Genomic DNA, 14,647 nt, shown 5'->3' on the forward strand with positions numbered 1-14,647 from the left:
CTCATCCTCCTAACTGCCGTAGCATGGCTTCTACCCTTTCTACGCCATCTGAGTCATTGCGCCGCTTGTACAAGTCACGGGCTTTCTGAAGCAAGCTGTTTGCTTGTTTGGCTTGTCGTCGCTGTTTATACATAGAACCCATCAACTCATAAGTCTGGGCGTTGTTTTTATCCAAGTCGATTGCTTGTTGGTATGCCCAGGTAGCAGCATTATAGTCTCCCATACGGGATTGGGTTACAGCCAATCCTAAATAGGCATTGACGTTGTTACGGTTCAGCTGTATGGCACGACGATAACCTTCCTTTGCCCCACGCGTGTCGCCCAAATTGGCTTTAATGTAACCCACAGCGTAGTAAAAATCACTATTGTTTGGGTTGATACCGATTGCTTTACGATAAGCTGCTAATGCTGCCTGGTAATTTCCCTGTTGAGCGTATAAATACCCAATACCTGAATGGATTTTAGCATTCTTGGGATCTAAACTAGCTGCTTGCTGATAAACAGCGATCGCACCACCATAATCCCCAGCATTCACTAACCTCCGTCCTTCCTCCAGTAATTGCTTTAACTCTGGGTTTTTGGCTTGCGCCACTAATACCTGAGCCTGAGCTACTGAAGGTATGGTGAAAGTAAAACATCCTAGTAACACCACACTAAACACGAATGATGTTGGCTTGTACACAGTAAATTTCCTGAAATTTTAGAGGACTTTTTTCTTGTACATTAAAACAAAAATATGGACTTTTGAAAACTGTATTTCTTCGTATTGATTCAGATGTTAATAGTTCATTTTCTTTTCTTTTACATTTAGCACTACATAACAGAGTTTTTACTGAAGGATGAAGTGTCAGCGATCCCAGGCAGATGAAGATACCTACATATAAACCAGTACTATAGCAAAAATACACATTTTTTAATCAGTAGTTATACGTGTTACCTAGAAAAACTCAACAGAAATCTGACTTAATCCTAGATTCTGATACAGCAAGCTTATAGGTTTTTAAATTTATTCCTATTTTTATTTCATTTCAGAGTTTGCTGACTCTGTATCCAAAGTTATGACATTTTTAATCCTTGATATTAGCCTTTGAGAAGTTATCATCCAGGCATTTACATCCTTTTTTGGTCATTCAAAGATAAGATAAATTTAAACTGTCAAATGTTGCATTAATCTGTTTAGGACAAGACTAACCCCAAAGTGCAATCTAAAATTGGATGAGAGGATGTTTGTCAAACCTGTATTCTGTAATAATAGTGACAATTATTCAAGTGTTTATCAAAATACTGTAATAATAAATATTAAGATATATCCCATATAGGAGGTTAATTTATGATTATAACTACCACTGATGTCATTCAAGGAGCCGTGATTGAATCATATTTAGGCATTGTGACAGCAGAAGTCGTCTACGGCAGCAATTTCTTACGAGATTTTTTGGCTGGGATTCGAGATATTATCGGTGGACGCACTGGTAGCTATGAGCGTCTATTTGAGCAGGGTCAACGCAAGGCACTAGAAGAATTAGAACAACGCGCACAACGTTTAGGAGCAAATGCTGTAATTGGGATTGAAATTGATACTGGCACAATAAATGTTGACCAGTCAGGAGTGCTTTTGCTGATTACTGCCACAGGCACTGCTGTGAGGATGCGTTAGTTTTTGATGATTTTTACTTTTGACATTCATTACACAGCTTTAGTTAGATTAAGGCTAATGGCATACATCTTTAAAGCTGGTTTATGATAGCTAGCTAATAGTTATATCTTAAGTTAAGAGTTTTTAGATGGAAATTTTAGAAAAAATACATAAATAAACACTAAATTATATTAAAAATTGTTAAACAAAGTTTGTTTTTTTCTGGCTAAAGATAGACGTATTAAATCTTTCTATCGATAGAGATTAAAACAGAACATTTAGTTATTTAATTTGAAGCATAAAGATGAATATACCCGAGCAGAAACGTTGCTGAAATAGCACTGGAGAAAATAAGCGATGTCATACGTAAATCGGACAGGAAATGACGTTATATCTACCGATCCTGTGGTAGCAGGTCGAGTAGCTGAATATCACGACCGTGTTCGCTGGGGGCCAATTATTGCTGGTTTGTTGGTTTCTTTGGCTACACAATTAATTTTGAGTGCGATAATTGGTGCGTTTGCGGCAGGTGCAGTTGAAAGTTCAGGTGCGCCTAGAACAATTGCTCCTAACGCTGCAGGTAATGCGGGGCTTTGGTCAACTGTCGCTCTACTAATTTCCCTGTTTACTGGTGGTTGGGTTACAACCCGTGCTTGTGGGCCGATGAACCGCAATACAGCTCTTCTGAACGGCGCAATTCTTTGGGCAACGACTTTGGCAGTTAGCTCATGGCTTTTAGCAAGTGGAGTATCTGGTGCTTTTGGTGTTGCTGCTTCTAACGCTGGGGAAGTCATAAACCAGGTACAACAGCAAGGTGGTGTTAATGTACCACAAGCAAATATAAGTGCCCAACAAGCTCGTGATGCAGCAGCTAATTTACGTTCGGGATTGTGGTGGTTTGTGTTTGGTTCTTTGTTGGGTTTAATAGCCTCAATGATTGGAGCTGTAACTGGCGCTCGTAGTCCTCGGACTAACACTTACAATACTTAAATAATTGTTTGAAAAATCAAATGTTATTTATTTTTCAATAAAAGCACCTTTTGCAAGGTGTTTTTTGTTTATTATTTCAGGTTGGCGTTTCTAGTACAACACGTGTCAACATATCTTCTTATCTGTGAATATCGCGCTTCTAAAAAACATTGCTGTTATTTAAAAGCGCGATATTTTTATGGTTATTTTTTTCTAAGTAAATGCAACGCCAAATTTTACTACCGCAGATTACCATTTCAGATATGAACCTTCAATGCCCTGCTCGCGACGAATTTTGCCATCTTTTTCAAACCAGGCAATTACTTGCTGTGCTGTCAAATCTTCAATAGCAACACCGTACTCTTGGGCAATATGTTTCAAAAGCTTCAGTGATGAAATTGTCAATCTTGTTAAAAACTTTTCTGGGGAAGACAACAACGCCGCATCTACTTTTGCTGACTCTTCCAGGGTTAAAAATTGTGTTGATGGTTGCTGTGGTGATACATCCATAAATGAAAAAATGAAATGCTATCTCAAAGTTAGTTGGGTATTAGTTATTAAAAAAATGACAAATGACAAATGACAAAGGACTAATGACTAATGACGAATTTGTACTAAATAGCCACAACGATGTTGACCATCAATAATCCAGTGGGTGCGTTCTACGATACAATCTGGTAATACGGCAGCAAACATTTCTAATTCGTGGCCGCAAATACTAGGAAAAGATTCGGCAACGTTAGAAATTGCACAGTTATGCTCCATTAAGATAAAGCGATCGCACTCAAAGGAGTCACTCACATCAACAGGATGATACTCCGCCATGAAGCCTTCCGCTTTTCTCAACTCGACTAAGTTGGCTACCCGTTCTCGCAGCGAACCATTACCGACGCGATCGCGGTATTCTTTGGCTTTGCGCTGCCACTGTTTCTCTAAAATCGATTTAAATTGATCGTGTCCTACCGTTTCGGCTAAGGTGTCTAGCAGCGAAACCGCAAAATTTCCGCTTGCATCACCAAAGCGATCGCTCATTGTTCGGTGCAAGCGATCGCGTCCCTGACGACTCAGCTGATAAAGGTGCTGCGGACGCCCCATCCCCGCCGCCTGCACTGATGTTGAATACAAAACTAGCTCCTCCGTCTCCAAATCTTTGAGATGGCGACGAATTGCTTGAGGGGTAACGTCTAAAACTTCAGCTAGCTCCAAAGCCGTTGCTTTTTCGTGTTTGTGCAGATATTCTAGGATATCTTGCTTGGTTGAGGACTGGTGGGTAGTCGCCATCTTCTGGTGCGAAACGTTCAGCGAACGTCCCAAAAATTTATTTGAAAATTTGACCGTGCCGATTTTGGATTTTGGATTTTGGACTTCGACTTCGCCCTTCGGCTACGCTCAGGACAAGCTCAGTCGAACGATTTTGGATTAAAAAAGTTTTCTGGTATGTGCCCCACTACGCGATCGTCAATCTAAAATCCTTGAGCCAAGCACCCTTGTGACCTCTTTCAATCCCAAATTGCAAATCTAAAATCCAAAATTGTTTGACTTTGACAACATTGTTGTTGTTAATTTAGCGTAAAATGAAGATAGATTAAACAACATAGCTGTTGTTTTACTCTCCACCACTATTCTAGCAGCCGTGTAACCATTCCGTAACGGGAGATGGGAATCGGTTAGCCGCAGCCCGTCTCCCATCCTAAAAGAGTTCCGAACACGAGAGATTATTACTGATGAGTGCCACTGTCAAAACCTTAGTCAACCAACCTTACAAGTACGGCTTTGTCACCGATATTGAAGCCGACACAATTGAGCGTGGACTAAACGAGGACGTTATCCGCTTGATCTCCTCTAAGAAGAACGAGCCGCAGTTCATGCTGGACTTTCGCCTCAGAGCTTATCGCCAGTGGCAAAAAATGACGGAACCAACTTGGCCCAATGTCAAGTATCCGCCAATTAATTATCAGGATATTATTTATTACTCAGCGCCAAAACGCAAGAAAGAAAAGCTCAACAGCTTGGATGAAGTCGATCCAACCCTTTTAGAAACCTTTGAAAAGTTAGGCATTTCCCTATCTGAACAGAAACGACTGGCAAATGTCGCTGTCGATGCAATTTTCGATAGCGTTTCTGTCGCTACTACATTTAAAGAAAAGCTAGCGGAAGATGGGGTTATTTTCTGCTCAATTTCTGAAGCGTTGCAAGAACACCCAGAATTGATCCAAAAATACTTGGGTAGCGTTGTTCCTGTAGCTGACAACTACTTTGCCGCTTTGAATGCCGCCGTTTTTAGCGATGGTTCTTTTGTCTATATTCCTAAAGGCGTAAAATGTCCGATGGAACTGTCTACCTACTTCCGCATCAACTCTGGTGATACGGGACAATTTGAGCGGACTTTGATTGTCGCCGAAGAAGGTAGTTATGTTTCTTATCTTGAAGGTTGCACCGCACCAATGTATGACAGCAACCAGTTACACGCCGCCGTTGTGGAACTTGTCGCTCTGGATAACGCGGAAATTAAATATTCCACCGTGCAAAATTGGTACGCTGGAGATGCCAATGGTAAAGGCGGTATTTACAACTTTGTCACCAAGCGCGGTTTGTGTCAGGGCGTTAATTCCAAGATTTCCTGGACTCAAGTAGAAACAGGTTCGGCAATTACTTGGAAATATCCTAGCTGTGTGTTGGTGGGTGATAACTCTGTGGGTGAGTTTTACTCGGTGGCGCTGACAAATAATATGCAGCAAGCTGATACGGGTACAAAGATGATTCACGTAGGTAAAAATACCCGTAGTACAATTATTTCTAAAGGAATCTCCGCAGGTAATTCTAGTAATAGCTATCGGGGTTTAGTGAAAGTTAATCCGACGGCTAAAAACGCGAGAAATTATTCCCAGTGCGACTCGATGCTGATTGGGGATAATGCTCATGCTAATACTTTCCCTTATATCCAGGTGCAAAATAATACTGGGAAGGTGGAGCATGAAGCTTCTACTTCTAAGATTGGGGAAGATCAGTTATTTTACTTTGCTCAACGGGGTATTTCAGCAGAAGATGCCATTTCGATGATGGTTAGCGGCTTCTGTAAGGATGTTTTCAATCAGCTACCGATGGAGTTTGCTGTAGAAGCTGATAAGTTGTTGAGTTTGAAGTTGGAAGGCAGTGTTGGATAAATGGAAGCAAGGATAAACACAGAACGCCGATGTATCTGTGTTTATCTTTTGGAAGAATGACGAACTGCGAAGAGAGAAGGGAGAGAAGATGATTATTGAAAATAGCGAAGTTGTGCTGTCGGTACGGAATCTGACGGCTAATGTTGATGGAACACCGATTCTAAAAGGTGTGAATCTGGAGGTGCGATCGGGTGAAATTCATGCGATCATGGGGCCGAATGGTTCTGGTAAAAGTACTTTTTCTAAGGTGTTGGCTGGACATCCGGCGTATGAGGTGACTGGCGGTGAGGTGATTTTTCAGGGGCAAAATTTGTTGGAGTTGGAGCCGGAGGAACGCGCCAGAAGTGGTGTATTTTTGGCGTTTCAGTATCCCTTAGAAATTCCGGGTGTGAGCAATTTGGATTTCTTGCGGGTGGCATACAATTCTCGTCGCAAGGCGCAAGGTTTAGAGGAAATAGACGCTTTTGATTTTGACGATTTGATTGAAGAAAAGCTGGATGTGGTGAAGATGAATTCCAGTTTTCTCAGTCGGAGTTTGAATGAAGGGTTTTCTGGTGGTGAGAAGAAGCGGAATGAAATTCTGCAAATGGCGTTGCTGGAACCAAAGTTAGGAATTTTGGATGAGACTGATTCGGGTTTGGATATTGACGCGCTCCGAATTGTGGCGAATGGAGTAAATCAACTGGCAAGTCCAGAAAATTCGACAATTTTGATTACTCACTACCAACGGTTACTCGATTATATTGTGCCTGATTTTGTGCATGTGATGGCACAGGGGCGAATTATTACCAGTGGCGGTAAAGAACTGGCGCTGGAATTAGAGTCTCGCGGTTATGACTGGGTGCTGGCAGAATTTGCAGCTGAGGTGGGTGTGTAATGAGTATTCAAGTATCTCCTAGTCCAATACCTAATTCAAATGCAGTCAGTTTGACATCGATGTTAGATAGAGATGATTATCTGACTGGGTTGTTAAATCAAGTAACGGCAACGAAAACAGAAGGTTGGTTGCAGGAATTACGCCAAAGTGCTGCAAATTGGGTACGTCACTCGACTATTCCCACCACCCGCGAGGAAGAATGGCGATTTACTGATTTGTCGTCTCTACGAAAGGTGCAATTTAATCTAGAGGCGGTAAATTTTGCGTCTCTAGAATTTGATATTTTGCCAGAGGCAGCTAATAGTCGTTTGGTATTTGTTAATGGCGTTTTTGCGCCGGAGTTATCAGCAGTTTCAGATTTACCATCTGGGATTGTGGTGAGTAATTTGGCTGATTTGTCTGCGGTTGAGCAGCAAGCTGTACAGCAGTATTTAGCTCAAGCTGAGGGAGCGCAGGAAGTTTTTACTGCTCTCAATACGGCTGGGATAACTGATGCAGCTGTGGTGTGGGTGAAGAAGAATGTGGTAGTTGAAACGCCAATTCATCTGGTGTTTATTTCCGTTGTGGGTGAGACGGCGACGATTTCGCAGCCGCGTTGTTTGGTGGTGGCGGAAAGTGGTTCGCAGGTGACGTTAGTTGAGGAGTATACGAACCGCAGAGGCGCAGAGAGTCCCCAAAGGAAGGAGTTTACTTAACTAACGCGGTTACGGAAATTTGGGTTGGTGACAATGCCCAAGTGAGCCACACTAGGGTTGAGCAAGAAGGTGCAGAGGCTTTTCATATTGGGAAAACTGCTGTAAACCAAGCTCGTGATAGTCGATATACAAGTCATGCCATAACTTTAGGTGCAAAGTTGTCGCGGCATAATTTGGAAATTTTGCAAACTGGTGAGCAGACACAGACTACTCTTAATGGGTTGACGATTATTTCTGGTAGGCAGTTGGCTGATACTCACAGTGCGATCGCACTTAACTATCCTCACGGTACAAGCGATCAATTGCATAAATGTATTGTAGGCGATCGCGCTCATGCAGTATTCAATGGTAAAGTTTTTGTACCCAAACCCGCGCAGTTAACAAATGCAGCCCAGTTGAATCGCAATTTACTATTATCATCTAAAGCCAGAGTTGATACCAAACCCCAATTGGAAATTACTGCGGATAATGTAAAGTGCGCTCACGGCGCTACCGTTAGCCAATTGGAAGATGATGAAATATTCTATCTCCAAAGTCGGGGAATTGATGAAAACGATGCTCGGAAGTTGTTAATTAACGCCTTCGCTGCTGAAGTTATCAACCAAATACCGATTCCCTCTCTGCAAGAAATCCTTTTAAACACAGTGAATAATCTCAAGTCCCTGACTAATGAGTAATAACGTAATCTACCAATGACTTTTACTCCTACCAAAACCCTTGCTGATAAAGTTCGCGCTGACTTCCCGATATTGCATCAGGAAGTCAACGGGAAACCCTTGGTTTATCTCGATAATGCGGCGACATCGCAAAAGCCTTTGTTCGTATTAAATACCCTGCGGGATTATTACGAGCAGTATAATGCTAACGTGCATCGAGGTGCCCATTCTCTGAGTGCTAAAGCTACTGATGCTTATGAAGGTGCTAGAGATAAAGTTGCCAAATTCATCAATGCTGCATCGCGTCAGGAAATCGTCTACACGCGCAACGCAAGTGAGGCGATTAACCTAGTAGCTTATAGCTGGGGAATGAATAATTTGCAGCCTGGGGATGAAATTATTCTGTCGGTGATGGAACACCACAGTAATATTGTGCCTTGGCAATTAGTGGCGCAAAAAACGGGTGCAGTACTGAAATTTGTAGAATTAACACCAGAAGAAACTTTTAATTTGGAACAGTTTCAAAAACTGATTTCTGACAAAACCAAGTTGGTGTCGGTGGTGCATATTTCTAATGCTTTGGGTTGCATTAATCCAGTGGAAGAAATTGGTGCGATCGCTCACCAATACGGTGCTAAATTCTTAGTTGATGCTTGCCAAAGTGTTCCCCACTTTCCTGTCGATGTACAGAAAATAGATTGTGATTGGTTGGTAGCATCTGGTCATAAAATGTGCGCGCCAACTGGGATAGGATTTCTGTATGGCAAGTTAGAATTATTAGAATCAATGCCACCATTTTTTGGTGGTGGTGAGATGATTGCAGAGGTGTATTTAGACCATTCTACTTATGCAGAATTACCGCATAAATTTGAAGCTGGTACACCTGCAATTGGGGAAGCGATCGCACTTGGTGCTGCGATCGATTATCTTAGCAATATCGGCATGGATAAAATCCACGCCTACGAAGCAGAATTAACCGCTTATTTGTTCCAACAATTAGAGCAAATTCCCCAAATTAGAATTTACGGCCCCAAGCCAAATGCAAAAGGTGAAGGTAGAGCCGCTCTTGCGTCGTTCACAGCCGGAGAAGTCCACGCCAACGACTTATCTACATTATTAGATCAAGAAGGCGTTGCTATCCGTTCTGGACACCACTGTACTCAACCATTACACCGTTACTTAGGTCTTGCTGCAACCGCACGAGCAAGTCTATCTTTCTACAACACCCGCGAAGAAATTGATATTTTCATCAAAGCACTGAAAGAAACTCTCGATTTTTTTGCAGGTTTACTTGCTTAAAGTTACAAAATATTCAGACAGTAATTGTGCCAAATATCAGCAACATATCTTGCTAATAATTGGCACAATTTAATTATCTGGATTCTTTACAGGAGCAACTAAAGTGTCATACAGTGACTTTACTTTAGATAGAGGTAGAAAAACCTTTGGCTTAACTATTTCTGATAAGATTGATATATTTCCATTTATACATGAAGTAGACTGTCCACCATTACTTGCAGAACTATTGCGGGAAAATGTACCTTTAGCTCTTACTAGTAATCCCGAAAAATCCCGTTCAGAAATGATTATAGCCCCTATCTTAATAGCTGTAAGGAAATATTTAAATAATCAAATAAGTTTATTTTCTGGTATTGATTTTACTATTAATTCAGCACAAGGTTTAAATGGAAATTGCGATTTTATTATTAGCCGTTCACCAGAGTTACTAATTCTGAATACACCAGTTGTCACAATTGTAGAAGCTAAAAAAAATATCAATGCAGGATTAGGTCAGTGTGTAGCAGAGATGTTAGCAGCTAAATTGTTTAATGAACGTGAGTATAATAACATTCAGGCAATTTATGAACTGTCACCACTGGAACTAACTGGAAGTTTTTGAAGCTCATTGGGCAAGTGATTGAAATTGACTTGAGCGAGTATTATATTAATGACATAGGTAAAATTTTCGGAATTTTATCTAATATCCTGACAGAAGAAGTATTGTAATATGCTTGTCAAGTCAACGCCTGCGGAACAAAGAACAGTCTTACACAACGTTAGCTGGGAAACCTTTGAAGCCTTGCTGAGAGATACAGGTGAAGATAGAGGTTCTAGGTTTGCTTACGACTGTGGCACTTTAGAAATCATGACTCCACTTTTTGAACACGAAAATCCTAAAATTCAGTTTGACCGATTGATATTCGCTTTAGCAGTGGAATTAAAAACTAAAATTAGAAGTGCTGGTTCTACAACATTGAAACGTAAACCAATAACAAAAGGAATAGAACCCGATACTTGCTATTATATTCAAAATGAGCCACTAATTAGAGGTAAACAAAAATTAGATTTAACAACAGATCCAGCACCAGATTTAGCAGTTGAAATTGATATTACTAGCAGTTCTATTAATAAGCTTAATATTTATGCGGCTTTAGGTGTAGGAGAATTATGGAGATATGACGGTGAATTTTTAAAATTTTATCAACTAGTAGCAAGCGAATATATTGAAATTAAGTCGAGTATCGCTTTCCCTTTAATTTCTGTTATTGAAATGAATAGATTTATCCAGCAAAGTAAAACTATGGATGAAATTGATTTGGTGCAATCGTTCCGTGGTTGGGTGCAGGGCAAGATAGGGTAAAGTGTACTTAATTGATAAATATAATTACTGGCTTATTTTTTGAATTTATGCTTGTCAAGTCAACGGTTGGTGAACAAAGAACAGTGCTACATAACATTAGCTGGGAAACCTTTGAAGCCTTGTTGAGAGATACAGGTGAAGATCGAGGTTCTCGGTTTGCTTATGATTGCGGTGTTTTAGAAATCATGACTCCACTTTTTGAACACGAAAACCCCAAAAGTAATTTTGGTAATTTTATTATTGCTTTAGCTGAAGAATTAGGAATTGAAATTAGAAGCGCTAGTTCTACAACATTGAAGCGGAAAATATCAAAGCGGGGAATAGAACCAGATACTTGCTACTATATCCAAAATGAACTAGCTATTAGGAGTAAGCAAACTTTAGATTTAGAAAACGATCCGCCGCCTGACTTAGCAATTGAGATTGACATTACTAGCAGTTCAGTTAACAAATTAGGGATTTATTCAGCGTTGGGTGTAACTGAACTTTGGAGATATGATGGGCAAAATTTAAAGTTTTATCAGTTGATAGAAGAGCAATATGTCGAGTGTAAGTTTAGTATTGCCTTTCCTATAGTATCGGTGAGTGAGATAAGCAGATTTATTGAGCAGAGTAAAAGTATGGGTAAAATTGCTTTGCTCAAATCATTTCGCGCTTGGGTCAGGAAGAAGATAAACTAATTTTAATTACTTAGTTGATTATCTGATATTTTGGTAAGTGTTCATTCTGGGCTGTTTTACAATATTTATGCTGTAAAGCAAATTATTTGTAGTAGTAGCTAATCTCATTTTCAAGTTTGAGCCTTTTTATTTAATATTCACTCCTAGTGTAAACAAAATAGCTTTATGGCTACCAACTGGATTTTTGATAAAAATCTCAAACCACTGATTGAAATTTTGGCTATGTTTTGTGACTGCAAAATAGATCAAGATGATTTAGATACAATCTACTCTGGAGTCCAAAAAACAGATTATGAGAAAGATGTTTGGTTCGAGTATGAATATACTGGCAGCCTAAAGTTTAAAGTTGCACAGGATGTAGGTTCATCTGTAATTTTTGTGGATGTGTTGGCTGATGAGGGGTTGGAGGCAAAGGTAGCTGTAGCAATAGAAATTTTACAGATATACCGTTTAACATAGATAACAAACATGGATAACATCTATAATCTAAAATAAGATTATATTGAGCAACTACATTAATAACAACCATGCACCCCATATTAAAAGTCGATATTTCCGAACTAAGTGTATCTGAACGTATACAGCTTGCCGAAGACTTATGGGACAGCATTCTTACTACACCCGATGAAATTCCTCTCAACGATGAGCAAAAACAAGAATTAGATAGACGCTTGGAGATGCATAGCCAAAACCCAAACCGAGGTTCAACCTGGCAATCAGTGAAGCAAAGACTAGGTTTACCTGAATGAGCTATCAGTTAATAATTAGTCCAGAAGCAGAACTGGATATTCAAGATGCTTTTGAATGGTATGAACAACGTGAATCTGGAGTAGGTTCGGAGTTTGTACGCGCAGTTGATAGCTGTTTAGCATTAATCGGACGTAACCCTTCAGCTTATCCAGTGGTGTATCGACAAGCGCGACGATTACTAATACGTAGGTTTCCCTATGGTGTTATTTATATTGTAGAAGAAAATGTTATCACTGTAATTGCTTGTTACCACGTCAAACGTAATCCTAAACAATGGCAGAGCAGGAATATTTGAACGCTTTTATGATCTCGCCTACAATCACCTGAACTATCTATAATTTCTGCTCTCAAATAAGCCATTAATAACAGTGTAATCAAAGCGATCGCATCCTACGAAATCAGCTCAAAGAATCTGGATCGATCCCCAACTTCCGCAATTCTTGTGCCAGTCTTCGAGTACATTGTTCAGCAGTGATTCCTGGTTTGTCATACCAATACAACCAATCCCGCCTAATTCCCTAATAGGTTTCCCGTTCATAACCAATTGCTAAACCTATCTCTGATAACCAAACGAAATTTCCTGGTTGCAATACATATTCACCATTTACAAAGCGATAACCTTCTAAAGGTAGTTTTCTTCAGCGTTGGGGATTGTAAACAACATAATATAAAACCTCTATATTCTCTTATTCTCTCGATTTTCACAATTCATTTAGGATTGCTATAGTTAGAAAAACTTTTAGTTTAACAGAGTAAAAGATAATATCGGCAAGAATTTTAATTGCTGAGTTGGAATGTGCAATAAGACATCAGGGGCCTTTTTTTAAAATTGTTGTAACTGTGGCTATGGCATTCACGGCATCCATACCATAACTCATAAAGAAATCTACTGTACCCCCATCAACAATTGAGTACCACTGAGAACCTATAGACCAGTCGTTTCGATAGTTACATCTAAACTGTAGTCTTTGTAAATACCAGTGGCGTAGGCGCAGCCCGCACAACTCTTGGAGACGCTCTTGCTAGCTTGCTTCCATCAAGTGGTACGGCAAGCTACTTCGGCTGCGCTCAGTACAAGTCAGTGACCATCTTAGACATCGTTTGGTAAAATCCACCATGTTCTGCTTGTGCTATCTAGTTTGTACTAAAGGTAACTTTATTCAACCGATTGTTAGTTGACAGTTGGTTGCTGTTAGTACAAACAGTGATAACACTGCTATTAATTCAGCTAGAAGCGTATTGAATAAAACTATGGCGAGTAAGGCGATGAATTGTTGTTGATGAGGACGATAACAGATTCCTAAAACAGTATGATGCTCTCTCCTATCTGCCGTTATAGCTGAATCTAAATGTACATTCTAGAATCAACTTTTGATTCACTAGGGAATATGGCTGAATTTCTAAAGCACGTTGAAAAGCTCGGATAGCTTGACTATACTCTCCTATTGCTGCATAGCATAAGCCCATACCATGAAGCGCCCCAAAATGTATTGGATTTATCTGTACAACCATCTGACAATCAGCCAGAGATTTTTGATAATCGCCAATACTGTAATAGAGGAAAGCTCGACGATTCCAAGCTTCGGCAAAATCTGGCTGGTCTTTAATTAATGCCGTCAGCGCTGTTTCAGCTTCAGCAATTTCACCTGCATCCAGTAACTTTTGACTGCGGTCAATTATTTCCAGCCCATAGATTCCCTTTTGCTGAAACCAGATCCGCCAGATTTTTCTGGTTGCCTTGTCGCGCACTGTGGCATCCGGGTTTTTCAACTCTTCAAGTAAGGAATTGATAAATAAAGAATCCATGAATTTGAGATCAGTGAATATACCTTTGTATTAACTTTCTCACAAAATACATCAATTAAATCATTTTTCAACTCATCTTTAAATTAACTTTGATTAATCGTCAATTATGAAATTTATGTGTGATTTATTGTCTTCAACAATATGACTAATACCATACTAGATATTTCAAGTCATAAAAATAAAAACTGACTAAGGTAGCTAGCAGTTCCCTTTGGCGACATCAATATACTAGAACTGTAATATGCAGTTAGACAAAGGTTGTTTGCAGTTAGATGGCAAGATTATGAAACCAGGCGGTAATTTGGTTATTACCAAAGCCGCAGTTGAGCCAGTTTGGTATTTACCAGGAATTACTAAGCGCTATGACATTACACGATCGCGGCTGCTTTTCCCGTAAAGAATGTGATGGGCTTCTAAGAATTAATGCCGAATATGTTGTATTGGCTTTTCACAAATTATCTTAGTGGCTAATATACTTTTTACTAGAACCTAAATTTATCTGCTTACTAGCTGCACCAGAAGGTATAGAGAGTCTTGTAATGTACATTACATTCCCATGTAATATTATATGCCTTTGTCATTGATGACCATTTGCATAAACATAGCTAATTAAGTGGTGGGTTATGAGATACAGGCACGGTGGGCTACACCTAAGCTTATGTAACACAAAATAAGCTGATTACCCCGATCGAATGACGAGCAAATCCAGTTATTAACCTAATACTGCACAAATCGTAAGTTAACAAATTTTACTTCATTAAATATGGCAATAT

14 protein-coding genes and 3 pseudogenes are annotated in these 14,647 nt (G+C 39.9%); 13 read left to right on the forward strand and 4 right to left on the reverse strand.

Annotation, left to right across the window (positions count from 1 at the left end; genetic code table 11):
• Position 1 precedes the first annotated feature (1 nt).
• The gene (locus NSTCB13_RS35710; protein WP_448275727.1) at positions 2-682 is read right to left on the reverse strand and encodes a tetratricopeptide repeat protein; all 681 of its coding nucleotides are present in this window, start codon (positions 680-682) and stop codon (positions 2-4) included.
• A 648-nt stretch (positions 683-1,330) separates the two neighbouring features.
• Between NSTCB13_RS35710 and NSTCB13_RS35715 the strand changes: the two genes are divergently transcribed.
• Both NSTCB13_RS35715 and NSTCB13_RS35720 read left to right on the forward strand, forming a co-directional pair.
• On the forward strand, positions 1,331-1,657 hold the full coding sequence (locus tag NSTCB13_RS35715; protein ID WP_190938994.1) for a YbjQ family protein: 327 nt from the start codon (positions 1,331-1,333) through the stop codon (positions 1,655-1,657).
• 336 nt (positions 1,658-1,993) lie between these two features.
• Positions 1,994-2,626, forward strand: coding sequence for a hypothetical protein (locus tag NSTCB13_RS35720; protein ID WP_448275729.1), 633 nt, complete (start codon positions 1,994-1,996; stop codon positions 2,624-2,626).
• A 228-nt stretch (positions 2,627-2,854) separates the two neighbouring features.
• Here the strand turns inward: NSTCB13_RS35720 and NSTCB13_RS35725 are convergent, their stop codons facing one another.
• Complete coding sequence (locus NSTCB13_RS35725; protein WP_322672636.1) at positions 2,855-3,115, reverse strand: hypothetical protein; 261 nt, start codon at positions 3,113-3,115, stop codon at positions 2,855-2,857.
• Between the two features lie 87 nt (positions 3,116-3,202).
• On the reverse strand, positions 3,203-3,886 hold the full coding sequence (gene sufR, locus NSTCB13_RS35730; RefSeq protein WP_445626368.1) for an iron-sulfur cluster biosynthesis transcriptional regulator SufR: 684 nt from the start codon (positions 3,884-3,886) through the stop codon (positions 3,203-3,205).
• A gap of 443 nt (positions 3,887-4,329) precedes the next feature.
• Here sufR and sufB point away from each other — a divergent pair, with 443 nt between their 5' ends.
• From sufB to NSTCB13_RS35780, 10 genes and pseudogenes are all read left to right on the forward strand, one after another.
• Positions 4,330-5,769: a Fe-S cluster assembly protein SufB gene (sufB, locus tag NSTCB13_RS35735; RefSeq protein WP_445626369.1), complete on the forward strand. Its 1,440-nt coding sequence runs from the start codon at positions 4,330-4,332 to the stop codon at positions 5,767-5,769.
• An 88-nt stretch (positions 5,770-5,857) separates the two neighbouring features.
• Positions 5,858-6,646 (forward strand): Fe-S cluster assembly ATPase SufC, encoded by a 789-nt coding sequence (sufC, locus tag NSTCB13_RS35740; protein WP_448275730.1) that lies wholly within the window; start codon positions 5,858-5,860, stop codon positions 6,644-6,646.
• Positions 6,646-8,018 (forward strand): annotated as a pseudogene (gene sufD / locus NSTCB13_RS35745) (Fe-S cluster assembly protein SufD). The gene sufC and the pseudogene sufD overlap by 1 nt, the downstream one beginning before the upstream one ends.
• A gap of 15 nt (positions 8,019-8,033) precedes the next feature.
• Positions 8,034-9,296, forward strand: a complete 1,263-nt coding sequence (locus NSTCB13_RS35750; RefSeq protein ID WP_448275732.1) for a cysteine desulfurase — start codon at positions 8,034-8,036, stop codon at positions 9,294-9,296.
• A gap of 103 nt (positions 9,297-9,399) precedes the next feature.
• A pseudogene (locus NSTCB13_RS35755) lies at positions 9,400-10,004 on the forward strand (hypothetical protein).
• Position 10,005: 1 nt separating this feature from the next.
• Positions 10,006-10,638 carry a Uma2 family endonuclease gene (locus NSTCB13_RS35760; RefSeq protein WP_448275734.1) on the forward strand — a complete coding sequence of 211 codons (633 nt, stop codon included), beginning with the start codon at positions 10,006-10,008 and terminating at the stop codon, positions 10,636-10,638.
• Positions 10,639-10,685: 47 nt separating this feature from the next.
• Positions 10,686-11,318: a Uma2 family endonuclease gene (locus NSTCB13_RS35765; protein ID WP_448275735.1), complete on the forward strand. Its 633-nt coding sequence runs from the start codon at positions 10,686-10,688 to the stop codon at positions 11,316-11,318.
• A gap of 165 nt (positions 11,319-11,483) precedes the next feature.
• Complete coding sequence (locus tag NSTCB13_RS35770; RefSeq protein ID WP_448275737.1) at positions 11,484-11,777, forward strand: hypothetical protein; 294 nt, start codon at positions 11,484-11,486, stop codon at positions 11,775-11,777.
• Positions 11,778-11,845: 68 nt separating this feature from the next.
• On the forward strand, positions 11,846-12,067 hold the full coding sequence (locus tag NSTCB13_RS35775; RefSeq protein WP_445626373.1) for an addiction module protein: 222 nt from the start codon (positions 11,846-11,848) through the stop codon (positions 12,065-12,067).
• Positions 12,064-12,363 (forward strand): type II toxin-antitoxin system RelE/ParE family toxin, encoded by a 300-nt coding sequence (locus NSTCB13_RS35780; protein WP_448266649.1) that lies wholly within the window; start codon positions 12,064-12,066, stop codon positions 12,361-12,363. Before NSTCB13_RS35775 ends, NSTCB13_RS35780 begins: the two co-directional genes overlap by 4 nt.
• A 1,028-nt stretch (positions 12,364-13,391) precedes the next feature.
• Here the strand turns inward: NSTCB13_RS35780 and NSTCB13_RS35785 are convergent.
• Complete coding sequence (locus NSTCB13_RS35785) at positions 13,392-13,874, reverse strand: tetratricopeptide repeat protein (RefSeq protein ID WP_445626375.1); 483 nt, start codon at positions 13,872-13,874, stop codon at positions 13,392-13,394.
• 253 nt (positions 13,875-14,127) lie between these two features.
• Here NSTCB13_RS35785 and NSTCB13_RS35790 point away from each other — a divergent pair.
• Positions 14,128-14,259, forward strand: a pseudogene (locus tag NSTCB13_RS35790) (GTP cyclohydrolase II); the annotation flags it as partial.
• Positions 14,260-14,647: the final 388 nt, after the last annotated feature.

This window comes from Nostoc sp. DSM 114160, from assembly GCF_053470305.1.